The 24569-nt window shown below is 34.7% G+C and carries 20 protein-coding genes; 8 read left to right on the plus strand and 12 right to left on the minus strand.

All coding sequences use genetic code 11. The features are described 5' to 3' along the window. The 3 genes from VBZ51_RS00805 to uvrB all read left to right on the plus strand — a co-directional run bounded on the left by VBZ51_RS00805 (position 1) and on the right by uvrB (position 3812). On the plus strand, positions 1-1467 hold the full coding sequence (locus VBZ51_RS00805) for a T9SS type B sorting domain-containing protein (RefSeq protein ID WP_416575776.1): 1467 nt from the start codon (positions 1-3) through the stop codon (positions 1465-1467). A 156-nt stretch (positions 1468-1623) separates the two neighbouring features. After that, entirely contained in the window at positions 1624-1764 is a 141-nt protein-coding gene (locus VBZ51_RS00810; RefSeq protein ID WP_416576252.1) for a T9SS type B sorting domain-containing protein, read from the plus strand. Between the two features lie 59 nt (positions 1765-1823). Next, a complete protein-coding gene (gene uvrB / locus VBZ51_RS00815; protein WP_091605868.1) occupies positions 1824-3812 on the plus strand; it encodes an excinuclease ABC subunit UvrB in 1989 nt (662 codons plus the stop codon). 655 nt (positions 3813-4467) lie between these two features. Here uvrB and VBZ51_RS00820 read toward each other — a convergent pair. Next, positions 4468-4893 carry an Hsp20/alpha crystallin family protein gene (locus VBZ51_RS00820; protein WP_058103534.1) on the minus strand — a complete coding sequence of 142 codons (426 nt, stop codon included), beginning with the start codon at positions 4891-4893 and terminating at the stop codon, positions 4468-4470. A gap of 206 nt (positions 4894-5099) precedes the next feature. Here VBZ51_RS00820 and VBZ51_RS00825 point away from each other — a divergent pair, with 206 nt between their 5' ends. Continuing rightward, positions 5100-6368: a DUF2254 domain-containing protein gene (locus VBZ51_RS00825; RefSeq protein ID WP_416575777.1), complete on the plus strand. Its 1269-nt coding sequence runs from the start codon at positions 5100-5102 to the stop codon at positions 6366-6368. Here the strand turns inward: VBZ51_RS00825 and VBZ51_RS00830 are convergent. After that, positions 6365-6766, minus strand: coding sequence for a hypothetical protein (locus tag VBZ51_RS00830; RefSeq protein WP_071341593.1), 402 nt, complete (start codon positions 6764-6766; stop codon positions 6365-6367). The two genes, VBZ51_RS00825 and VBZ51_RS00830, sit on opposite strands and share 4 nt — an antisense overlap. A 231-nt stretch (positions 6767-6997) precedes the next feature. Here VBZ51_RS00830 and VBZ51_RS00835 point away from each other — a divergent pair, with 231 nt between their 5' ends. Next, positions 6998-7375, plus strand: a complete 378-nt coding sequence (locus VBZ51_RS00835) for a DUF1456 family protein (protein ID WP_416575778.1) — start codon at positions 6998-7000, stop codon at positions 7373-7375. A 46-nt stretch (positions 7376-7421) separates the two neighbouring features. Here the strand turns inward: VBZ51_RS00835 and VBZ51_RS00840 are convergent, their stop codons facing one another. The 3 genes from VBZ51_RS00840 to VBZ51_RS00850 all read right to left on the minus strand — a co-directional run bounded on the left by VBZ51_RS00840 (position 7422) and on the right by VBZ51_RS00850 (position 10107). Beyond that, on the minus strand, positions 7422-7757 hold the full coding sequence (locus VBZ51_RS00840; protein ID WP_286813343.1) for a hypothetical protein: 336 nt from the start codon (positions 7755-7757) through the stop codon (positions 7422-7424). A gap of 364 nt (positions 7758-8121) precedes the next feature. Further along, positions 8122-9315 (minus strand): ADP-forming succinate--CoA ligase subunit beta, encoded by a 1194-nt coding sequence (gene sucC, locus VBZ51_RS00845; protein ID WP_416575779.1) that lies wholly within the window; start codon positions 9313-9315, stop codon positions 8122-8124. Positions 9316-9468: 153 nt separating this feature from the next. Further along, positions 9469-10107 carry an LON peptidase substrate-binding domain-containing protein gene (locus VBZ51_RS00850; protein WP_058104291.1) on the minus strand — a complete coding sequence of 213 codons (639 nt, stop codon included), beginning with the start codon at positions 10105-10107 and terminating at the stop codon, positions 9469-9471. Positions 10108-10260: 153 nt separating this feature from the next. Here VBZ51_RS00850 and lysA point away from each other — a divergent pair, with 153 nt between their 5' ends. The 3 genes from lysA (at position 10261) to VBZ51_RS00865 (ending at position 14796) form a co-directional block, all read left to right on the plus strand. Continuing rightward, entirely contained in the window at positions 10261-11499 is a 1239-nt protein-coding gene (gene lysA, locus VBZ51_RS00855; protein WP_058103540.1) for a diaminopimelate decarboxylase, read from the plus strand. Positions 11500-11580: 81 nt separating this feature from the next. Then, a complete protein-coding gene (locus tag VBZ51_RS00860) occupies positions 11581-12093 on the plus strand; it encodes a thioredoxin family protein (RefSeq protein ID WP_305522671.1) in 513 nt (170 codons plus the stop codon). A 138-nt stretch (positions 12094-12231) separates the two neighbouring features. Then, a complete protein-coding gene (locus VBZ51_RS00865; RefSeq protein WP_416575780.1) occupies positions 12232-14796 on the plus strand; it encodes a M1 family metallopeptidase in 2565 nt (854 codons plus the stop codon). 79 nt (positions 14797-14875) lie between these two features. Here the strand turns inward: VBZ51_RS00865 and guaB are convergent, their stop codons facing one another. From guaB to VBZ51_RS00900, 7 genes are all read right to left on the minus strand, one after another. Continuing rightward, positions 14876-16348: an IMP dehydrogenase gene (guaB, locus tag VBZ51_RS00870; RefSeq protein ID WP_210706847.1), complete on the minus strand. Its 1473-nt coding sequence runs from the start codon at positions 16346-16348 to the stop codon at positions 14876-14878. Between the two features lie 143 nt (positions 16349-16491). After that, complete coding sequence (locus tag VBZ51_RS00875) at positions 16492-18963, minus strand: TonB-dependent receptor domain-containing protein (protein WP_416575781.1); 2472 nt, start codon at positions 18961-18963, stop codon at positions 16492-16494. Continuing rightward, the gene (locus VBZ51_RS00880) at positions 18944-20311 is read right to left on the minus strand and encodes an HTTM domain-containing protein (RefSeq protein ID WP_416575782.1); all 1368 of its coding nucleotides are present in this window, start codon (positions 20309-20311) and stop codon (positions 18944-18946) included. The genes VBZ51_RS00875 and VBZ51_RS00880 overlap by 20 nt, the downstream gene beginning before the upstream one ends. Beyond that, positions 20311-21441, minus strand: coding sequence for an imelysin family protein (locus VBZ51_RS00885; protein ID WP_058103545.1), 1131 nt, complete (start codon positions 21439-21441; stop codon positions 20311-20313). Before VBZ51_RS00885 ends, VBZ51_RS00880 begins: the two co-directional genes overlap by 1 nt. 96 nt (positions 21442-21537) lie before the next feature. Further along, positions 21538-22788, minus strand: a complete 1251-nt coding sequence (locus VBZ51_RS00890) for a DUF4856 domain-containing protein (RefSeq protein WP_416575783.1) — start codon at positions 22786-22788, stop codon at positions 21538-21540. Between the two features lie 134 nt (positions 22789-22922). Further along, the gene (locus tag VBZ51_RS00895) at positions 22923-23792 is read right to left on the minus strand and encodes a hydroxymethylglutaryl-CoA lyase (RefSeq protein WP_348429078.1); all 870 of its coding nucleotides are present in this window, start codon (positions 23790-23792) and stop codon (positions 22923-22925) included. A gap of 53 nt (positions 23793-23845) precedes the next feature. After that, positions 23846-24463, minus strand: coding sequence for a LysE family translocator (locus VBZ51_RS00900; protein ID WP_416576253.1), 618 nt, complete (start codon positions 24461-24463; stop codon positions 23846-23848). Positions 24464-24569 lie beyond the last annotated feature (106 nt).

A 24569-nucleotide genomic window follows, 5' to 3' on the forward strand; every position in this document is an offset into this window, starting at 1 on the left:
ATGGTTAAACAAAAACTGAAAGTTGTCTTGATGTGGGTGTTGCTCTTATTGACACCTTCATTTTTTCATGCACAAGATTGTACAAGTTTTACCTACCCTACGAACGGAACTGGAAATGTTGAAGTAAACGCCACCATTACTTGGCAAGAGATTTCAGGGTTTAATGGTTACCTTCTCTCAATTGGCACTACACCACAGGGCAAAGATATTTTAGATAGAAAACCTATTGGAAACGACACGTCTTACACAGCACCTACAGGTTTACCAGATGGTATTATCCTATATGCAAGTTTAAGTATAGTACCTTATGACGGACCACCAATTCTATGTCAAGAAATTTCATTTACCACGTTAAAAACAACTACAATTCCACCTTGTACCCTATTGATAACACCAGACAATAATGCTGGTAGCGTTACCATAGTTACAGATATTGAGTGGCAATATGCACCAACGGCTACCGGCTATTATATTTCTATAGGTACCACACCCAATGGTAACGAAATAGTAAATAAGCTTGATGTCAAAAATTCATTGCGCTATGACCCCTTAGATGATTTGCCGCAAAATTCTAACATTTACGTAAAAATAGAACCCTATAATAATTTTGGCTCCACTACATCATGCACAGAAGAAGTCTTTACTACCAGTTTTGCAGTTTATGTTTGTGACCCTTTTATTTCTGAAACAACAGGTGAACTAATATACAGGTCGCCTAAAATTAATCTGCCTAATGTAGTAGGCATTTGTAGCGATGATTTACCATATACTATTTCGACAGATGATACTGCTGAAGGGTTTAGATGGTACCTTACAAATATTGGTAGCGACGAAAAACTTATATCAGAAACTTCTAGCGTTGCCATATCCTCGCCAGGAAAATATAGGCTAGAGGCGTACAATATAATTTCTACAGATGCTGGAAACATTGAATGTACGAGCTCTAAATTAATAGATGTTGTAGCCTCTGAGCCAGCTACCATTACCGCCATAGATGTTACAAATCTTCCACAAGGAAAAACTATTTTAATTTCAGTTACCGGAACTGGGCAATATGAATATGCCCTCAACAACCTAAATGGACCATATCAAGACTCCCCTTTATTTACTGAGATCTCCCAAGGTAAATACATTGCCTTTGTTAGGGATAAAAATGGTTGTGGAATTACAGAGCGATCTGTAGATAGAGACATTACCTCAAGAGATTTTCCTGCCTTTTTTACTCCCAACGGAGATGGTATTAACGATTATTGGCAGTATGTTCCTCCTCCTGAAAATTATGAATCGGTAATTGATATCATTTATATTTTTAATCAATTCGGAAGTTTAATAAAACAAATAAATCCTAAAGATAAAGGCTGGGACGGTACTTTCAATAACAAATCCATGCCACAAGCAGACTATTGGTTTAAAGCTAGTTTTTTAAATAGACAAGAAATCGTAGGTCATTTTACTTTGAAAAGATAATTACATAATAGTAAAACATCTTCTTTTTTTAAGTGACCTTTCAAGAAGAAACCAATTCAAAGTAATCGTTAATTATACGTATTTATATGATTCATCATTCGATAATAAATATTATCAAAACATATAAGCTTAATTAAAAGGATTTAAATATTATTTATTTTTCAAACCAATAGATTGGACAATTATTGGAACGGCACTTTTAATGGTAAACCATTACCTTCTTCTGATTTTTGGTATCGTTTTGAAAATTCCCAAAACCGAGAAATAATAAAAGGACATTTCTCACTGTTGCGATAGGTGTAACGAATCTTTTTATCCAACTCATATAAATGGTACTTCTTTCGTAATTTTATAGCATGAAATTCAAAGTAGTATCAGAGTTCAAACCCACTGGTGACCAGCCAAATGCCATAAAAGAATTAGTAAAGGGCATAAATGAAAAGGAAAAATACCAGACTTTATTAGGTGTTACAGGGTCAGGTAAAACCTTTACTGTAGCCAATGTTATAGAAAACGTTCAGAAACCAACTCTTCTATTGGCTCACAATAAAACCTTGGCCGCACAGCTTTATTCTGAATTTAAGCAGTTTTTCCCTGATAATGCCGTGGAGTATTTTGTGTCCTATTATGATTACTACCAGCCAGAAGCATATATACCCACTAGTGGTGTATATATTGAAAAGGATCTGTCTATAAACGAGGACATAGAAAAGTTACGTTTAAGCGCTACATCATCCTTATTATCTGGCAGAAGAGATGTTATCGTTATCGCATCCGTATCCTGTCTATACGGTATTGGTAATCCCATTGAATTTCAGAAAAACGTTATTTCCATTAAAAAAGATCAAGTAATAGCTAGAACTAAGTTAATGCATCAATTGGTGCAATCTCTTTACTCAAGAACTATGGCAGACTTTAAAAATGGAAACTTTAGGGTAAAAGGAGATGTAGTAGATGTTTTCCCTAGTTATGCCGATCACGCTTTTAGAATACATTTCTTTGGGGATGAGATAGAGGAAATCGAGGCGTTTGATCCGTTTAACAATACCATTATAGAAGTTTATGAAAATTTGAACATATACCCTGCTAACATGTTCGTAACCTCTAAAGATGTGTTACAGAATGCCATTCATAACATACAGGATGACCTAGTTAAGCAAATAGATTATTTCAAGGACATTGCAAAACCCTTAGAAGCTAAAAGACTTGAAGAGCGAACTAATTTTGATTTAGAAATGATTCGTGAATTGGGTTATTGTTCAGGTATTGAGAATTATTCAAGATATTTAGATGGTAGGGAACCCGGTACAAGACCCTTCTGTTTGTTGGATTACTTTCCAGATGATTATTTAATGGTGATCGATGAAAGTCATGTAACCATACCACAAGTACATGCCATGTATGGTGGTGACCGTTCACGAAAAGTCAATTTAGTGGAATATGGTTTTCGCTTACCCGCCGCAATGGATAACAGACCTTTGAAATTTGAAGAATTTGAAGCATTGCAAAATCAGGTGTTGTATGTGAGTGCAACTCCGGCAGATTACGAATTGCAATTGAGTCAAGGTGTTTATGTGGAACAAGTAATTAGACCAACCGGACTTTTAGATCCTATTATAGAAGTAAGACCTAGTTTAAACCAGATCGATGATTTGGTTGAAGAGATACAGGTACGGGTAGAAAAAGACGAACGGACTTTGGTTACAACATTGACCAAAAGAATGGCAGAAGAATTGGCAAAATACCTAGATAGAATTAACATTAGATGTAGATATATTCATAGTGATGTTGACACTTTAGAACGTGTTGAAATCATGCAAGATTTACGAAAAGGTATTTTTGATGTACTGATCGGCGTGAATTTATTACGTGAAGGACTGGACTTACCAGAGGTATCTTTGGTCGTAATATTGGATGCCGACAAAGAAGGATTTTTAAGAAGTAACCGATCGTTAACACAGACTGTTGGTAGAGCGGCAAGAAACCTAAATGGCAAGGCGATCATGTACGCAGATAAGATAACGGAAAGCATGCAAAAAACTATTGACGAGACAGCTTATCGTAGAGAAAAACAGATCAAATACAACACCGATAATAACGTAACTCCAAAAGCATTAAATAAAAGCTTGGACAATGTGCTATCTAAAAATTCCGTGTCTACTTATCACTTCATAAAAGAGGAGTTAAGAGCAGCCGAACCTGATATGGATTATCTAACAAAAGAGCAAATTGAAAAGTTGATCAAGGAGAAAAGAAAGGCGATGGAAAAAGCTGCAAAAGAGCTCGATTTTATGCAAGCAGCAAAGTTAAGAGATGAAATAAAGTCCCTACAAGACCAAGAATAACTCAGAAAAACCCTATTTTAAGCAAAATTCTTAAAATTAACACCAATGCTTTAATTTAAAGCATATAAATTACTGGAAAACAAATTTATATATAATATTTTTAGACAAGACTAAAACGGTTATTTTTGACTATGAAAGGTAAATTAGGGTCAAATTTCAACAAGTTTTGAATCTCTCTCCAGTGAGCTTAACTTCAAGAATATAAATTCTGATTTCGCCTTTAACAAGACGACTTTGCCTCGTAAATCCAAGTATTAATATTACGATTTTATGTTTAGTTTTCAAACTTTAAATTCAACCATTCTTCACTTTCCAAAAACTAAAGATTCGACATTAAATATGTTCCTAATTCTGAAAACCACTTCTTAAAAATACAGTTTAACATTCAAGCTAACCGCCTACCCTATGAACATAAAATTTTAAAAAATATTAAGATGTTGGAAACAACATTTACAATTTAAAAAGAAAAGGTAAATTTGATGTTCAAAAAACCTCATATGAGATAATCTGTATGTTACAAAAAATGAAAACTCCAACACATCAATCACTGAATTTGTAGCCCAAAATTTTAAATAATTTTATGAATAGAGCGTATAAAAAAAGTGCTTTGATTTCTCAAAGCACTTAACTAAACAACTCAAACCAACCTAAAAAACTATTTTAATTCAATCATTCTTTTTGGCTTTGGTAAAGCCTCTTCTTTTTTAGGAAGATTGAATTTTAAAATTCCCCCTTCGTAATTTGCATCGATCTTATCGGTTGCAATTGTATCTGGTAATGTAAACGATCTTTTGAAAGATGAAATACTAAATTCTTTTCTAGTATAATTATCATTCACCTCTTCATTCTCTTTTTTAATTTCAGATGAAATGGTCAACACAGCTTCATCAATTTCAATGGTAAAATCTTCTTTACTTCTACCGGGTACAAAAAGCTCCAAATAATACTCCTTCTCGTTCTCCTTGATATTTACGGCAGGTACAGAATTTCTATTATTCTCTATACCTCCAAACCAATCTGGCTTAAATATTTCATTCATAAAAGCTGGAAACAAAACGTCATTTCTTTTTACTAAACTCATAACTATATTTTTTTAAATTAATTGATTTTTAAATTCTCTTAGTAATAGACAAAATACATACCAACAGCAAAATACTGTCATTTTGTCTTATTTAACAATATTAATAATGACATTTTGACATTCTTTAAGTAAAGGAGTCTGTTATTTCTTCAAATCAGTCCAGTTTTAAATACCGTTTAAACTAGCTTTATGACATATTTTTGACCATGGACAGACTTCTGAATATTTTTAAACAAATACGCTCTAAAATTGCCTTCTACCCTTCTTTAATAGCCTTAGGCGGTCTTGCTTTGGCATTTCTGTTGATTTATTTGGAATCCATCAATATTTCTTCTTTTCTAATTGATGTTGCTCCCTTTTTGGTTATTGATGACACAGATACCGCAAAAACGATTTTAAGTACTTTAATTGGCGGTTTAATATCTCTAACCGTTTTTAGTTTTTCCATGGTAATGGTACTGCTCAATCAAGCTTCAAGCAATTTCTCGCCAAGAGTGCTACCAGGTATAATCTCTGATCAAAAACATCAAGTAGTGCTTGGACTTTATATTGGCACCATCCTTTACAATATTTTTATTTTGATTTCCATTGAACCCACCGAAAATGAATACCAAACACCAGGTTTCTCTGTACTTATCGGCATTATACTAACAGTTTTATGTTTAGCCGCCTTCATTTATTTTATTCACCATATTTCCCAAGCCATACAAGTAGGAAACATACTAACTGCAATTCATTCTAGAACTAAAAAAGAGTTAGCGATCATTATAGAAAATCAAGAAGATAAAAATCAAGATTTTCCAAGCACCGATCATTGGGAAAAACATAAAATTACCCAGAGAGGGTACTTTTACGGAATACTTAAAGATGACCTAATAGAGCTTTGTAAAGAGAATAACTTAAAAGCAATGATTTCACTACATAAAGGGCAGTTTATAATAGATGGAACCGTAGGTTTCTTAACAGAAAAACCGGTTAAAGACGAACTAAAGAAAAAAATTGAAAAAACTTTACTGTTCAGCCATACAGAACTTATTGGCGAAAATTTTATTTATGGTTTTAGACAAATTTCAGAAATAGGCATTAAAGCCATGTCACCAGGTATTAATGATCCTGGCACCGCCTTGAATACCATAGACTACCTTTCCTCATTATTTATTGATTTGTTGCTAAAAAAAGACCATGAATTTCTAACGGACAAAAACGGTGTTAATTGGGTAAGTTTGAACTGTCCAGAATTTTCAGAAATACTATTTAATGTAATGGCTACTTATCGTCAGTACTGCAAACATGATATTACGGTCATGCGAAAATTAATGCATAAACTAAAAACGTTAAAACTACATGTAGTACATTCTGATCAATTGAAAATAATTGAGGCAGAAATTGATCAATTAAGACAAGACGCCATAACTAGTATCATGAACAAGAGAGATCTTGAACAATTAGAAGCAGATTACTTCTCTTGGTCCTAATTGTAGTGTGATTTAAAAATAGCAATCAAAATCTCAGGTGGCACAACCTTATTAGGATACTTATGCATTATGGTCAAAACTTGTTGAATTGCCCCTGGCGGCAATCCCATTTTCAAACCAATATCATAAATTTTGTTCACCTCTTCATCATCTTGCTTATCATCAACATTCATTAATAACACCAACCTATGAAACTGCAGAAGCCTATCTGATTGAGATTTAGGTATAACATGCTCCACATTCGTAGTAAAGAGCTTGTCAAACGTTTTCTTAGTAACATTCAATTGCTGCGCTACCGAAAACAAGAAATCATATTCAGATTCCTTAATTTCATTGTTCACTTTAGCGAATGAAATCATTTCTGACAATATACTAAGCTTCTCTTTCTCAGTAGGCATACGAATACTTAATAAATTATATATTAATACTATAACTCAAATTTTAGAGTAAAAGTATAAGCTTCACTCATATACCATATAACTTTATAAATAAACCTGATAATTTAAACAAAGGCACCAACTTTGTTGGCTGTTCAATTGACACTTTTCTACCCACTATCATACGAATAACAACATAAGTATATATCAGGTCACAATTTTATGATAACTTGCAGTCCTTAAATTTGCAGTATGACAAATAATGATATTTTTAAAAAACTAAGAGTTGCCTTAAAATTCAGAGATGACGATATTGTTGAAATTTTACAACTAGTAGACTTTAAAATTTCTAAAAGCGAATTAGGTGCTTTCTTTAGAAAAGAAGATCACCCTAATTACATGGAGTGTGGCGATCAAGTGTTACGTAATTTTTTAAATGGATTGGTTATTCATTTACGTGGCACTAAAGACCACCCTAAGATTCCTGGGGAGGTTTTACTAGGTATGGCGACCGCAACATCAAGACCTGCTACAAAGAATACCGAGAAAAGGGATTTCAAATCCAAGCAAATGAAAAAGGTAGATACCGCAATTAGCAATGTAAAATATAAAAACAAAAAAAGATCTTGATACACCTCTGTATATCAAGATCTTTTTAAAGCAATACCCCTAAAGGTTATGCCTGAATACGCACAGGAATAGTGTATACTTTACCTTCCTCTACATTTGCCAAATTAACTTTTTGATAGTTTAATCTAGCTTTGACAAAACCTTCCATTTTGTCAAATTCTGTATGTACAGACAACACAACGATTTCCCCGTCTGCATTCAATGTAAATCGAACCTGGGCTGTTAAATCGTCATGCTCAACAGAAAAATCGTTTTCCGATAGCATTTCTGAAATCTGTACAGATAATTTTTTTGTAGGGTTTTCATTTACTACATCATTAGCTAATACATTACCTGTTGCAAGTAGCATTGCAGCTACGACTACTAAACTTAATTTTCTCATGACTTTTTGTTTTTTACTTCAGATTTCCTGAAGCTTGATTAATAATTGATTGATGATGAATTACTAAAAAGACGATGATAAAATGATAATGTTACAATTAAACCCACTTTTAACATCTCTTTAATACTAATTTCATAATTACACCCCAAAATTAGAAATTCAAACCAATGAAAAAACAAGTAATTTGAGTCTTAACTATTATTTCATTCCAATAACCTAAACTACAGATTTAGTCCTTTATTGATTACAATAAATTAAAACTGTAAAGACAATAAATATAAAAGCAGTAGTTCATCTACAAAACTTGAACAAAAAAAAGACCATTCATTTTGAATGGTCTTTTAAAATTTATAAATAAGTTACTTTAAGCCAATACAGCTTTTACCTTATCTGCAGCTTCTTGGAATTGTACAGCAGATTCTACCGCCAACCCTGAGTTATCAATAATTTCTTTTGCCAATTCAGCATTTGTACCTTGTAATCTTACAATAATTGGCACTTGCATGGCATCACCCATGTTCTTGTATGCATCTACAACACCTTGAGCTACACGATCACAACGAACGATACCACCGAATATGTTGATAAGAATTGCTTTTACATTAGGATCTTTTAAAATAATTCTAAAAGCTTCTTCCACTCTTTTAGCATCAGCCGTACCACCAACATCTAAAAAGTTAGCCGGCTCTCCACCTGCCATTTTAATCAAATCCATTGTAGCCATCGCAAGACCTGCACCGTTTACCATACAACCAACGTTACCGTCAAGGTCAACATAGTTTAGTCCTACTTCTCTTGCTTCTACTTCAATAGGATTCTCCTCTCTAAGATCGCGCATTTCTGCATATTTCTTTCTACGGTATAGAGCGTTATCATCAATAGAAACTTTAGCATCAACAGCCATGATCAAATCATCCGATGTCTTTAATACTGGATTGATCTCGAACATGCTAGAATCACTTTCAACATATGCCTTATATAAAGAAGCAACAAATTTTGTCATTTCCTTGAAAGCAGTACCGGACAAACCTAGATTAAAAGCAATTTTTCTTGCTTGAAATCCTAAAAGACCCGTTGCTGGATCAATTTCCTCCGTAAATATTAAATGCGGAGTACTTTCTGCAACCTCTTCAATATCCATACCTCCTTCGGTAGAATACATAATCATATTCTTACCAGTAGCTCTATTTAATAAAACTGACATATAGAACTCGCTAGTTTCACTCTCGCCTGGGTAATAAACATCTTCCGCAACCAATACTTGATGTACTTTTTTACCTTCTGCAGAAGTTTGCGGGGTAATCAAGTTCATACCAATGATCTGGTTTGCTATCTCTTCTACCTCTTTAAGGTTTTTGGCTAATTTTACACCACCACCTTTACCACGACCACCTGCGTGTACTTGTGCTTTAATAACGTGCCATCCAGTTCCGGTTTCAGCAGTCAATTGCTTTGCAGCCTCAACAGCCTCTTTTGCATTATGGGCAACTATTCCTCTTTGGATGCGCACCCCAAAACTTGCTAATATCTCTTTTCCTTGATATTCGTGAAGGTTCATATATATGGTGAATTTTAATTGTTAAGCAAAAATAGGAAACAGTAGGTAATAATCTAAAAATAGTTGAGATTAATTGAAAGGTTACTTATATAAATGAGGCTTTAAGCTCATAATTTATTTAAAATGTGATTAAAACCCAGTATAAATTGACAACTACATCTCTATATCCTTAAAATCTAAAGGATCAAAATTCTTAAAATGACCATTTAGTTCTATTATTTTTCTTGTTCTTTCAACTTCTGACAATACCGTAATGGTAGATGTCAAATGCAAGCCTATGAAATTTAGTCGATCATTTTCAGTGGGTATTTGCAGTAATTGATACTCCTGATCAAATGACAATCCTATTTTATGCGCCAATGTAAAGCTATTGAATTCTTGCACATTAATAGGTGTATAAGGCACTTCCATAATTTCATATAACTGCTTTATACCATTTATAATGGTCTGCTTTTTTTCATCTGTGGCAACGTAATCGTATTCTATAAGCTTAACAATACCACCAGCGTAAAGTTTATCATCCATAATATTATCAAATGCCAATAACCTAAAGACTTGCCTAGCCACACAAACCACGTCCATTTCACCACTTTCATAGGTATTTACAACTTCAACCAACTGCACTTCAACACCATATTCCATCTTGTTATTAATAAAAACGGGGATACCAAATGTAATAGCCTCATCTCTACAATCATTGATCAATTGCTTATAGCGATCTTCAAAAATATGTAGCGGAACGGTTTCTCCCGGAAAAAAAATGGACTGTAATGGTAATAATGGTAGTTTCATATGGCTAAAAGTACAAAGGTCTTTACGTTGCTCCAAAAGATATAACGCCAATATAATGTTGTAAATATCACAATTTGTTATTTTTAATGTTTTTATGTTATTATTTTTGTACTTATACATCTAGAAAAGTAAATTCGCATAAAAACAGATAGTATGAGAAATGAGGATTTATTGCAGATTGCAAAAACCTATGGTGATCCGGTGTATGTTTATGACTCGGAAAAAATAGTTTCACAATTCAATAGATTGACCAAGGCATTTGGTTCAGTAAAGAAACTGAAGCTTAATTATGCCGCCAAAGCACTATCTAACATTACTATATTAAGATTAATGAACAGTCTTGGTAGTGGCTTAGATACTGTATCTATACAAGAAGTACAACTAGGATTATTAGCTGGTTTTAAACCAGAATCCATCATATTTACCCCAAACGGAGTTTCTCTAGAAGAGATAGAAGAAGCCGCAAAATTAGGTGTTAGAATAAACATTGACAACCTTTCAATTTTAGAGCAGTTTGGTAGCAAACATCCAAATATTCCTGTTTGCATTAGAATTAATCCACATGTTATGGCAGGTGGTAATTCCAATATTTCTGTTGGGCACATAGATTCAAAGTTCGGTATCAGTATTCATCAGATTCCGCATTTACTTCGAATAGTAGAATTAACGAAAATGAATATTAACGGTATTCACATGCATACCGGTAGTGACATTTTAGATATTGACGTATTCTTATATGCTTCTGAAATTCTATTTGAAACTGCACGAAATTTCAAAAATCTAGATTTCATTGATTTCGGTAGCGGATTTAAAGTACCTTATAAAGAAGGTGATATTGAAACCAATGTTGAAGAACTTGGTAAAAAATTAAGCAAACGCTTTAATGAATTCTGTAAAGAATACGGTAAAGATTTAACCCTTGCCTTTGAGCCTGGCAAGTTTTTGGTGAGTGAAGCAGGTGTTTTCCTTGCTAAAGTAAACGTGGTTAAACAAACCACCTCAACAGTATTTGCAAGCATTGATTCCGGTTTCAATCACTTGATCAGACCAATGCTTTATGGTGCAACACATACCATTAAAAACATATCTAACCCCAAGGGAAGAGAACGCTACTATTCTGTCGTAGGTTATATCTGTGAGACAGATACTTTTGCCAGTAACAAAAGAATAAATGAAATTACTGAAGGTGATATTCTATGCTTTAAAAATGCAGGTGCATATTGCTTTACTATGGCAAGTAACTATAACTCAAGATTTAGACCACCAGAAGTTCTTTGGCACAAGGGCAAAGCAATTCTAATACGAGAAAGGGAGAATTTTGATGATTTAATTAGAAACCAAGTAGATGTAAAAGATTTGTTCGCTGTTAAAGAAACGGCAAAAGTGAAATAAAGCAATTATAAATACGTTAGCTTTGGTATAATAGTTGGACTAATCCAATAAAAAAATATGAAAGCGTCTTTTTTATATACTATGAAATCATTTTTGTTCTTAGCCCTTGTCTTTGTTGTAACCATTAGTAATGCACAAGATGTTAAATGGATTACTTGGGATGAAGCAGCCCAGCTTACCGCAACGGAAGAAAACCCAAAGAAAGTATTCATTGATGTGTACACAGATTGGTGTGGGTGGTGTAAAAAAATGGACAAAGACACCTTTCAAAACCCAGAAGTTGCTGCATACATGCAGGAAAACTACTATATGGTAAAATTCGATGGGGAAGGAAAAGAACCTATTGAGTATAAAGGTAAGACGTACAAATTTGTACCATCTGGAAGAAAAGGATATCATGAGTTTGCCGCTGCATTAATGCAGGGTCGTCTTAGTTATCCAACAACCATTTTCTTGGATGAAGAATTGAATATGCTTTCACCAGTACCGGGATATCAGAAACCTGAGCCATTTATGGAAATAGCTCGTTATTTTGGTGATGACATTTATAAAGAAAAGGATTGGAAAGCATACGCCGGCCAAGCCGGAAAGTAATTTTACTTTTGGTGTAAACAGTACACGTATTTAATCTATTTTTCAATAAAATAATTCTCAATTAGCGTTATACGTTGTTCAAAAATTGGAAAGCATTTTCCATTAAAGTATTTTCACAACAACATATAACGCTATTTCATGAGAATCCTTATTTACCTTGGTCTTGCACTATCTATACTTTGTTCATGTAAAAATGAGCAACATTCCACAACCACTCTAAAAGCTGGTGTACCTGAGGAGATGGCAATGTATAGGTCCTCTCAAATCTCAGATGTTCATTACAATTTAAGTTTTAACATTCCTGCTGAGCTAAAAGAGCCCATACCTTCTCAACTTGAATTAAATTTTAACGTAGAACAACTTCAAGAGCCGGTAATTTTAGACTTCAAAGAAGAAACCTCAAAAATAAAATCGATTTCCATAAACGGCAAAAATGCCACAATTCTTCACGAACAGGAGCACATTATACTACCCAAAGAGCATTTAATTACTGGTAAAAACACGGTTACCATTGCGTTTATAGCAGGTGAACTTTCATTAAATAGAAACGAAGATTATCTATACACCCTTCTAGTTCCAGATCGCGCTAGAACATTATTTCCATGTTTTGATCAACCCAATATTAAAGCTAGATATACCTTAAATATAACCGCGCCAAAAGATTGGCAGGTTCTATGTGGCACAAAAGAAATCAATAGCACCTCAAAGGGTGATTATATTGAGCATAACTTTGATACATCAGATCAAATGAGCACGTATTTATTTTCGTTCGTAGCAGGTAAATTTAAATCGGTGAGTAAGAAATCTGACAATATGGATATGACCATGTTGTATAGAGAAACCGATACCACTAAAATTCAATACAGTCTAGATTCCATTTTTGATTTACATCAGCAGTCATTATCCTTTTTAGAGGATTACACCTCATACCCTTTTCCTTTTCAAAAAATGGATTACGCCGCAATTCCAGGATTTCAATATGGAGGTATGGAGCATGTAGGAGCTATACAATATAGAGAAAGTTCATTATTCTTGGATGAAGGTGCCACAGCCAATAAAAAATTGAGCAGAGCCAAATTGATCGCCCATGAGACATCTCACATGTGGTTTGGAGATTTAGTCACAATGAACTGGTTTAATGATGTATGGATGAAAGAGGTGTTTGCAAATTTCATGGCAGATAAAATAATGAACCCCGCTTTTCCAAATATAGACCATCAGTTGGCTTTTATGATTACCCATTACCCAAATGCATATGGCGAGGATAGAACTTTAGGTACAAATCCTATTCGGCAAAAATTAGATAATCTTAATAACGCCGGCTCTCTGTACGGAAGCATCATATATAATAAAGCCCCCATAATGATGCGCCAATTAGAAACCGTATTAGGCAAAGATGCGTTTAAAGAAGGAATACAGGAGTATATAGAAACTTTTGCTTTTAAAAATGCCGAATGGGGCGAACTAATTGAAATTCTTGATAAAAAATCGTCAACAGATATTATAGCTTGGAGTTCTATTTGGGTAAATAATTCCAGTAGACCAATATTCAACGATGAAATTACCTACGATGATAATGACAAAATAACCTCATTCACTCTAACACAAACAGCAGAAGACAGTTCTGAACATATATGGTCACAAGCTTTTGATATATTATTTATATATCCTGACAGCTCTAAAACCATTAGCGTACAAATGACCGATGCCACATATCAAATAAAGGAAGCGATTGGTTTACACAAGCCAATTTCGATTATCTATAACTCAAATGCCGAAGGGTATGGTGTTTTCCCACTGCAAGAGAAAGATCTTGACCTTATACCTACATTAGATAATCAAGTTGCCCGTGGCTATTCCTATATTAATGTTTATGAAAACATGTTGAATGGCACAATTAATCCAAGCGCAGCTATACAACTATTTTCAAAAGGACTGAACACCGAAAAAAATGAGTTGCTCATTAATCATATTTCCAGATATACAACTTCTGTTTTTTGGAAGTATCTTACAGAAGAACAACGTGCTTTTTACCAAGATAAAATTACTGATGATATATGGTCAAAATTACATGAAGAATTACCTGCCAGTATTAAAAAAACACTGTATTCAACCTATGTATCCATGGGTTACACCAATACATCTTTAGAAAATTTATTCAAAATATGGAGTAAAGAACTAACCATCAAAAATTTAAAGCTCAATGATGATGATCATACTGAATTAGCTATGAACCTAGCTTTATACAATCATCCAAAAAATGAGCAAATCCTTAAAACAGCAGAAGAAGCAATAACCAACACCGACAAACTTAATAGATTTAAGTTTCTACTTCCTTCTATCTCGAATAATTACGAAACAAAAAAGGAATTTTTCGAATCGCTTAAACAAGAAAAAAATAGAGCAAAAGAATCGTGGGTTACAAATGCCATGAATAACTTAAACCATCCGTTACATCAAAAGGAGTCTTTACAATATTTAAGGACTAGCCTTGATCTATTGGATGAAATTCAAAAAACGGGCGATATTTTCTTTCCAAAGAGATGGCTAAGCAGTACCATTGGCAATTATACTTCTTTAGAGGCATATGAAATTTTACAAGCCTATTTAGATGCCAATCCAAAGTTAAAACCTTCCTTAAAATCAAAAGTGCTGCAAGCCTCAGATGATTTAAGAAGAGTTCAACTTCTAGAAAAGAATTAGAAATTTCAATGCTGAGAATTCAAGCAAAAAAAAGAGGTCATATAGACCTCTTTTTTTTGCTTTTATTTCTTGGAAATCCCTATCTACTATAGTTAGGACTCTCTTTAGTAATGGTTACATCATGTGGGTGGCTTTCATTAATACCACTAGCCGTAATTTTTACGAATCTACCCGTGTCTTGCAATGTTGCTATGTCTTTTGCACCACAGTACCCCATACCTGCGCGTAATCCGCCAACAAATTGATGTATACTTTCATAAAGCTCTCCTTTATAAGGTACACGCCCTACAATACCTTCGGGTACCAATTTTTTGATATCATCTTCCACATCTTGAAAGTATCGATCTTTACTACCTTGTTTCATAGCTTCAACAGAACCCATACCACGGTAAGACTTGAACTTTCTACCTTCATAGATAATGGTTTCACCCGGGGATTCTTTGGTACCTGCTAAAAGCGATCCTAGCATCACCGTATCTGCTCCGGCAGCAATAGCCTTTGGAATATCACCGGTATAACGAATACCACCGTCAGCAATGACCGGAACTCCAGAACCTTTAATAGCGGCAGATACTTCTAATACTGCAGAAAATTGAGGAAAACCAACACCTGCAACTACCCTAGTAGTACAAATAGAACCTGGTCCTATACCTACCTTTACGGCATCTGCACCGGCTTCAACCAAATACTTGGCAGCCTCACCTGTTGCTATATTACCTACAATGACATCTAATTTGGGAAACTTCTTCTTTACCGCTTTCAATACTTCAACCACCCCCTTGGTATGACCGTGTGCCGTATCTATAATGACCGCATCTACACCTGCATTTACCAAAGCTTCTGCCCTATCAACAGCATCGCCAGTAACTCCTAATGCCGCAGCTACACGTAAACGACCATATTGATCTTTATTGGCGATTGGTTTTTGAGTCAACTTTGTAATATCCCTAAAAGTAATTAACCCTAACAGGGTATTATCTTTTGATACTACGGGTAACTTTTCAATTTTATGTTGTTGCAAAATATCTTCCGCTTCGGATAAAGAGGTACCCTCATCTGCGGTAACCAAATTGTTTGAAGTCATAACCTCAGAAATTGGTCTGTCGTTATTTTTTTCGAAACGTAAATCTCTATTGGTAACAATACCCAAAAGTTTTCCATCTGCATCCACAATGGGAATACCACCTATGCTAAACTCTTTCATACTTGCCTTGGCATCTTTCACCGTAGAATCTAATGGCAAGGTAACAGGATCCAAGATCATACCGCTCTCAGCTCTCTTAACCTTTCTTACCTTCATGGCTTGTTGCTCAATAGTCATATTCTTGTGCAAAACACCAATACCACCTTCTTGAGCCATGGCAATTGCCATTCTAGATTCGGTAACCGTATCCATCGCAGCAGAGATGATAGGTACATTGATCGTAATGTTTCGAGTAAATTTTGTCTGAATACTTACTTCTCTTGGAAGCACTTCAGAATAAGCAGGTACTAATAATACGTCATCGTATGTTAGACCTTCTCCTAGAATTTTGTTTTGGTGGGCTTGCATAGCAATTAAGGATTTAATTGCGTGCAAATATAGTGAATAAAGTTGGGATATCTATCTTACGCAATACCTTAACAATCACTTCATATTCAGACCCTCTTTTAGTCCGATAAAAAATGGATGACCCATGTCTATCATTAATTGAATTATAGCTTAAATTGTAAGGTTGCATAAAAGGTTCTAGGCTCTGAAGGTATGATACCCGGACCCGGATATCCAGTTGCCCTTCTAGTAAAATAACTATTGTCCAAAACATTATTTATACCGGTTTCCAACTTCCAATTTTTATAGACATATGATAGAGAAAAATCCAAAATATCATACGCCGGAATTTCCCCTTCTATACCACGTTGATTGTCGTTAACATCTTGCAAAGCATTGGTAGCATCTGTAAACTGACTTGACAAATACGTATATTGTAAACTACCCAATATATTGCCATAGCCAAAATTAAGACCGGTCTTTAAATTTACATCTGGTATAAATTCCACTTTGTTACCTTCTACATTGGTTTCTTCCGAAGACAAATACTCAGAATTGGTCAAGGCCAAATTCATGAAATAATTCAGTTTTAACTTATCACTAGCCGAAAAGAAAGTTTCTTTTACGCTCCAATTGGCAAAACTTTCCAAACCATACATAAAAGCGGTACCAATATTACCCCTGAACCTAACTATGCTACCCGTTTCTACTTCTTCTCCCAAGGCATTGGTTTGTGTTTCACTTTTTAAAATCTCACCTAATCTATTATCATACAACAAGCTGAACGCACTTACGTCATAAGACAGTACATTTTTATGTCTACCGCGAAAACCTATATCTGCCGTAAAGCCATCTTCATCAGAGATATTTTCATCTACTTGAAAAGAAGGGTTGACCACCCTGATATCGCTAAATGTTACCGACCTATAGTTTTGAGAAAAATTGCCGTAGAACTCAACACTAGAATTCAATTTATAAGTAGCCCCCAATCCTAACAACAAGAAAGTTCTATCAAATTCCCTATTATCTTCCACTTCCTCATTTAAGAGTGGATTACCAGCCAAATCAAGTACAATATTCTTATAACTACCAATACTTTCCGTTTTAATATGCTCTAACCTAAAACCAGGTGTTAAAGTTAATTTAGGACTTATATTAAAGATATTTTCTCCAAAAAAAGCCAAATTAGCATTGGGAAAATTAAATTGAGATTGTCTTTCATAATTGGGAAACTCATCATCTGCAAAGTTAAAATCTGCATTCGCCGCCGTTGTCCCCGGACCTTGCCTTTGATCATTGTCCGTCCTATAGATTTTTGACCCAATCAATAATGCAGATTCAGTATCACCTAACTTATATCTTGTTAATAATCTTGCCTCTGCACCCCAGTTTTGAAAATTATCGATCAATAATTCCCTTGGCTCCTCAGGGTCATCTGGTTGTGATACTCTGTTAGTTCGAAAACCAAGTGCACTTCTAGAAGCATCCAATCCAAAAACGTTTAAACTAAAATCCGTTTTTGAAGAGAATTTATGGTCTAGACGAACTGAAAATAATTTCCAATCTACATCAAACCAGTTTCTTTCCCTATTACTAAACGTTGGGTCCTCAATAAATTGAGCATCTGTAAGACCGCCAGGCTGTTTGGCCAAATAATTTAAAAAAGTGGTTTCTACAGTTACCTTGGTTTTGTCCGAAAATTGATAGCCCACATGCGCAAAATAATTTCTACTGTTATAATCTGAATTTGGTCTAAAACTATTTCCCTCCTTATAATTGAAATAGGTGTAATAACTGAACTTACCAACTGTACCACTTAAACTATTAAACGATGTTTTTAGATTGTAAGACCCCAAAGTCTGTCTACTGGTCCACTCTATTTTCTTACTGGAATTTGGCTGCTTAAATTTAAAATTGACCAAGCCGCCAAATTGCGTTCCATACTGTAAAGAAGCTGCCCCCCTAACCACTTGAATTTCTTCTAAAGCTTCTGCCGGTGGTGTATAATAACTTTCTGGGTAGCCTAAAACATCTGCACTAATATCATAGCCGTTCTGTCTTGTATTAAAATTTGCCGTTCTATTGGGATCAAGACCTCTACCACCAATATTCAGTTGTAACCCTGCATCTCCATTATCGTATATATTTAAACCTACGACTTGACTATAAATTTGTCTGGGATTATTGGCCGCCAAATTACCCGTAATACCGTCTAATAAAACAACCTCATTTTTTTTACCGGCGTATATGGCAGTACCATCTACTTTCTTCAACTGTTTTAGGGCAAAAATTTCTTGGCGTTTTTGGGTTATTACCACCTCTGATAAGTTCTGGACCTTCAAAGGATTCATGACAGGGTTGAATTCGGTATTGCCATTGATAGTTACATCTTGTTCTATAATTTCAAACTCGTAAGCGAAAACTACAATAGTATAGGTTCCTGCCGTTAAGTTCTCTATTAAAAACGCACCTTCATTATTGGTGATTTCCAAGCGTTCCAATTCTTTGATATACATTTCGGCATCTGGAACAGGATTCCCTTCTACATCTGTTACTTGACCAGAAATAGTGAGTTGACCAAATACCGGAAATGATACTAATAATAAAAGTAAATAACTAAATTCCTTTAATTTCATCTTTAAATGGTGTTATCCAATGCTTATGTAAAAAAGACTCTTTTTGTTTTGCCAAATCTATGGTAGGATCAATAAACTCTGTACTTAACCTCCCATTGAGACTAACTTGGCAATTTACGAATACCTGCACATTCTTATGGCCATCTTTCTCAAAATGGTTTTTTAGAAAATGCGCGTATTCCAATATAAAATCTGGCTGAAATGCCATTTGTTTTTCTTGAAACGGAGTAATAAAATCAGTGTTATCTACATAAAACCACCGACCAGATTCCTGGTCCACAATTTTAAATTGGGCGTAGCCAGATTTTTCCATTAGCATAACACGCCATGAAAAACGGTAGCCTTCTTCTGTCCAAAATAATTCTCCCGGATAAAATAGATACCTAAAAGGTATGGCCAGTTGTAGCATAAAAAATAGAACAACTACCATATGCTTCAACCTAAGCTTAAATGATGACCGCTCATTAAAAACTGTTTGATTATTGAATCTAGCACCGTTTATTTTGAATACTTTAAATAAAAGCCTCAATATCTTAAGATGGACTTTTGCATCAAAAAATATTAAAGCAGAAACGATCATAACATACGGGAACATACCAATAGGGAACAATACCCTAGTTAGTACGTGAAATATGACCACCATTACAAATGCATATGGTCTTGTTCTCTTATATAGCAGTAAAAAAGGGATAGATAGATCGTAAATTGCCCCAGACCAGCTAAATAGAAATTGCACCCATTCTTCTCCCAAAAAACTTCCGATAAAAGGGGTATCGAACTTTGCGGGCAACCAGATTTTTAAGGGCATAGCGTTTAACAACCAATCTGAATTTAATTTCGCCAGTCCGGCGTAGAAATAAACAATACCTAAAAGCAACTTAATACTATTGACTGTCCAGCTGGGAACATATTTAAAGCACTTTTTGGGGTTTAAATAAGCATCTAGGGAATAGTTTGCGTTAGCTGGCAAAAATATCATTAAGAAGCTCAGAATACTAATAAAGTAATAATGGTTTAAGTATGTTGTTTTATCCATTAGCTCTATATACGTAAAGCTCAAAAAGAAAATGATAATACTTAATTTATATCGATAACCAAGAGCCACCAAAACTGCCGCTATGCCACAAATCACAAAAATAAGGTAAGTATAAACACCTAATGGTTTTACCCATTCAAACCCGTAATATGAAAAGAAGAATTGTGGTTTAATATAAAGTTTATCGATCCAGCCATAGCTCCAAAACCTAACAATACTAAAAAGCATCATCAGACCAAATAAAATACGAAAGACCGCCAAAGGGGCGGTCTCTATAGGAGATTTTATATATTTAGCTATTAATGATTCCATTAATCACCATCGGCATCAACAAAATCAATACTAATACTCATTGCTGAAACCATATCTACCTTTAACATAGGTACGGCCTTTTGTACTTCATCATAAGCCAATAACATGGAGGTTGGCGGATTACTGTTCTCAATTTCAGCTCTAAACGCAGAAAGATCAAGCACCATACTTTTTGCCGTATTAAATTGATCATTGATCAACGTAGACAAATCCTCTCCATTTTTTAGCGTGTTCAATGCATCCAGATAAGATGCCAAACTTTCACCTTGAGTACTTGAATTAAAATGATTACCGTTAAAAAAGTCTTGAACAGCAGATAAACCTTCTAAAAACAATTCGTTAGAAATAGTAGCTTCATAATAAGCCTCAACATTTCTAGGTAAGGTACTACCTGAAAAAACCCCTAAAGGAATTCCCATTTTACCAGCTCTTAAATACTTCTCGTAATAAAAAATATAGTCGTTCACCATACGATCAACAGATGCCGTAGATGATGCTCCGTCATTGGCAACAAATGTATCCCTGTAACCATTTGTCCAATCAGATACCACAGTTTCTGTCAAAGACTGCATATCCATCAAAACATCTTCGGTATATTGTAGGTAAGCCTCTTTGTTATCCCCACTATAGAAAGCAAGTATATCCGCATCGGTATCACCCAAGCCGTTCAATAAGTAATCTAAAGCAGGAAATCCTTTAGCGCTTCTGTTAGAGGATAAGGACAAGTCATAACTTCCATTAACAATAAATCCATCAATCTTCTCATTATCCGTTGGATATATATTCATGTTCAATTGAAACCCTACAGATTCGGCAGGACCAATTTCAAACATCTCTACATGTTGCCAAGATTTGTATGCGTTCAACCATGATGCACGCAAAGCAATTAAATTACCTTCATTGACATCTGCTTTAAACGTATTGAACGTATTCAATAAATCATCCATATCCGCAGTAAAAGCTTGATATGAAGGGATAATAATATTATCTGCCCAATTCACCAACATTGTGCTGCGCTCAAAAGAAACCTCCTCTACCGGATCAACAATTACGCTATCATCGGTTTCACTATCATTGGAACATGCCCATACTAAGGCCAGAACACAAAGAATCCCAATAATCTTTTTCATCTATTATTTTTATTTATTCTAATTAAATGCAAAAATAAAAAAAGCAATTCATTCTAAATAAGATTGAATTGCTTTTTTTATCGACTTTAGACCAAATTATTCTGCAGCCTGCTCCAACGTAAAATTAAACCTAGCCGCAATGTCAGCAGAAATAGCATCTAATGTAGTTGCTTCCACATCCCAAAGTCCGTTTTCTCCGTCATCCATTAAATCTACAAGAAACGCATCAACTTCCTCCTTTGTAAAATAAGGTTCACTAGAATTGGTTTTTCTTGTAAACTGAAGACTGTATACAAAACCGTAACCTTCAGATAAATCATGAAAAGCCCCACCATAATCAGGTGTTTCTTGATCTAAACTATTTTTACCTTGTTGTAAATAGTACACAGCTCTAATACCGATAACTTCAGAAAGTTTCTCCCTAATTATTTCGGCTTGTGCATCTCTAACATCATATTGCTTAGCAACAATTGCAGCCCTACCTAATTTAAATGCTTGAAAAATTTCATCGGCAATGCCCGCAAAATCGTCATCTCCTTCTACTCTCCCAATATATTTATTTAAAAAGCTATCTGCACCTAAATCATCATTAGGGTTTGCGGCATCTGCATTTAAACCATACACGTAACCATAAGCCTCATCCCACTTATGTTCCATATTGGTATAGACTTCACCTTCAACTACTACATTAGCATCATTATCAGCAACGTTATCACCTTCATCCAACACGGCAGTACTTAAGTAATTATTTACTACTTGATCTATGGTAAGCGCTCCAATTAAACCTTTATTAAAAGCTTGGTTATATTCCAACCCTTGCGCATTAATATATCTAGTAGAAGAACCGTCTGCTATTTGCCCTGCCGTACCTGCTGCTGCTGCAACCTCCCAGTTTGGGAATACCTCATCTACTTGAGCAGAGATCCAACCATCAAAATCCGCTCTGATCACAGCTTGATCGGTAGCATTAGTTGCAAAGAAATCTGCAGAGGCAGCTGTTTTACTTCTTACACTTTTATCAGATGCATTTAAATCTGCATCTTCAAAATCGTTAGCGCCTTCTTCATGGGCATACATACTTAATATTTCCTCGGATGTTGAAGTTACATCTGTAAATGCGCTCAATATTTCATCACCCATTTTTAATCTCGTAGTCTGACCACCAAAGCTAACAGTACTTTCATTATCCCTTGTAAATGTGTAAGAATCTGGATTATCTATTGTAGATTCAATAGGGTCACAATCACCATCAACACATTCTGACAATTCTAATCCGTCATCATCGGAACTACATGAAATAAATAATAAACTAGCAATAGACGATAACAATAATAGGTTCTTTTTCATTTCTCTTTTATTAAGACTTATTTTAAATAATGCGCAAAACTATAACATGTTTTAACATTATACAACCTTATCTATATTAAATCTAAATAAATTTAACTTTTTAATAATGTAGCCAGAAGAAATACAACAAGTAATTAATGATATTGGGAAAAAAGCTCGGTAGCTTTATTATATGCCGCTTCAAAAGTCATGGCATTAACGCCGGTAGCAACTTTTTGAGAGGTAAAATACGATAGCATTTTCTCCGTAGGCATGTTACCGGTTAAATCGTCTTTGGCCATAGGACAGCCACCAAAACCTTGGATAGCACCATCAAACCGCTTACAGCCAGATTCATATGCCGCGGCAACTTTTTCATGCCATTTTGAGGGTGTGGTATGCAAGTGCGCACCAAACTCAATATTTGGGTATTTAGGGATTAAGTTGGAAAACAAATAAGAAATAGTTTCTGGATCAGATGACCCCACGGTATCTGACAACGATAATATTTTGGCTCCCATTTTCGCCAGTCTTTCGGTCCATTCACCAACTATTTCAACATTCCAAGGATCACCATAAGGGTTACCAAAACCCATGGATATGTACGTTACCACTTCCTTATTCGCCGCATCGGCAATATTAAATATCTCTTGTAACGTTTCTACTGATTGAGCAATGGTCTTATGGGTATTTCTCATTTGAAAATTCTCTGAGATAGAAAAAGGAAAGCCCAAATAATCAACTTCAGCATGGGTAACAGCGTCTTCTGCACCACGAACATTTGCCACTATGGAAAGTAACTTAGATTTGGTTTTAGACAAATCCAATTTAGACAGAACCTCTGCAGTGTCCACCATTTGCGGAATTGCCTTTGGCGAAACAAAACTCCCAAAATCCAACGTATCAAAACCACAACCTAGTAAAGATTGTAAATACCTCACCTTTTCATCGGTAGGTATAAACTTCTTAATACCCTGCATAGCATCTCTAGGGCATTCTACTATTTTGATCTTTGAATTAAACATTATGTAAAAATACGAACTCTAAATAAGTAAATCCTATTAATATTTTAATAAAACTAACCTAAAACTAAATAAATCGCAATACCCATAAAAACAATTATCTGAATCCATTTTAAAACAAACCCTGTACGCTTATTGTTAGTTAAGAAGCTAGATATTTGACCAGCCAAAATGGCTATAGCGCCAAACACAAAAGATGAAACCAAAATAAAAAGAACACCCAGTGTATAAAACTGAATTACGTTATTTAAACTATCCGAAAAGAGAAAACCTGGAAAAAAGGCAAGAAAAAAAATGGTCACTTTTGGGTTTAGAACGTTCATTATAAAACCCTGTTTGAATAATGATAGCTTACTTTTCTTTTTTTCTTCTCCGGCAATAGAAATAACATCACCGCCTTTATAGACCATAATAGCCAAGTAGACTAAGTAAGCCGCCCCAAAAAATTTAATTATTGTAAAAAGAGTGGTACTATTCTTAATAATTGCCGACACCCCAAATGCCAACAGCGTAGTATGTACCAAACAGCCTGTCATTAAACCTGCAACAACTGCCAAACCATATTTTTTACCATTACTAATACTCTGTATTAAAACAAATATATTATCCGGTCCTGGTGATAAAGCCAAAAAAAAAGTAGCCACAGAAAAGGCCATTAAAATTTCGTAGTTCAATATAATAGTGCCTTGGTTGATATGAAAATACAAATTACCATTATTTACAGCTATTTTTAATAACTTGTTTTAAAATAAAATACTATGAAAATTAAAGTACTTCTAT

The organism is Maribacter sp. HS (assembly GCF_048059195.1).
GTDB lineage: Bacteria > Bacteroidota > Bacteroidia > Flavobacteriales > Flavobacteriaceae > Maribacter > Maribacter dokdonensis.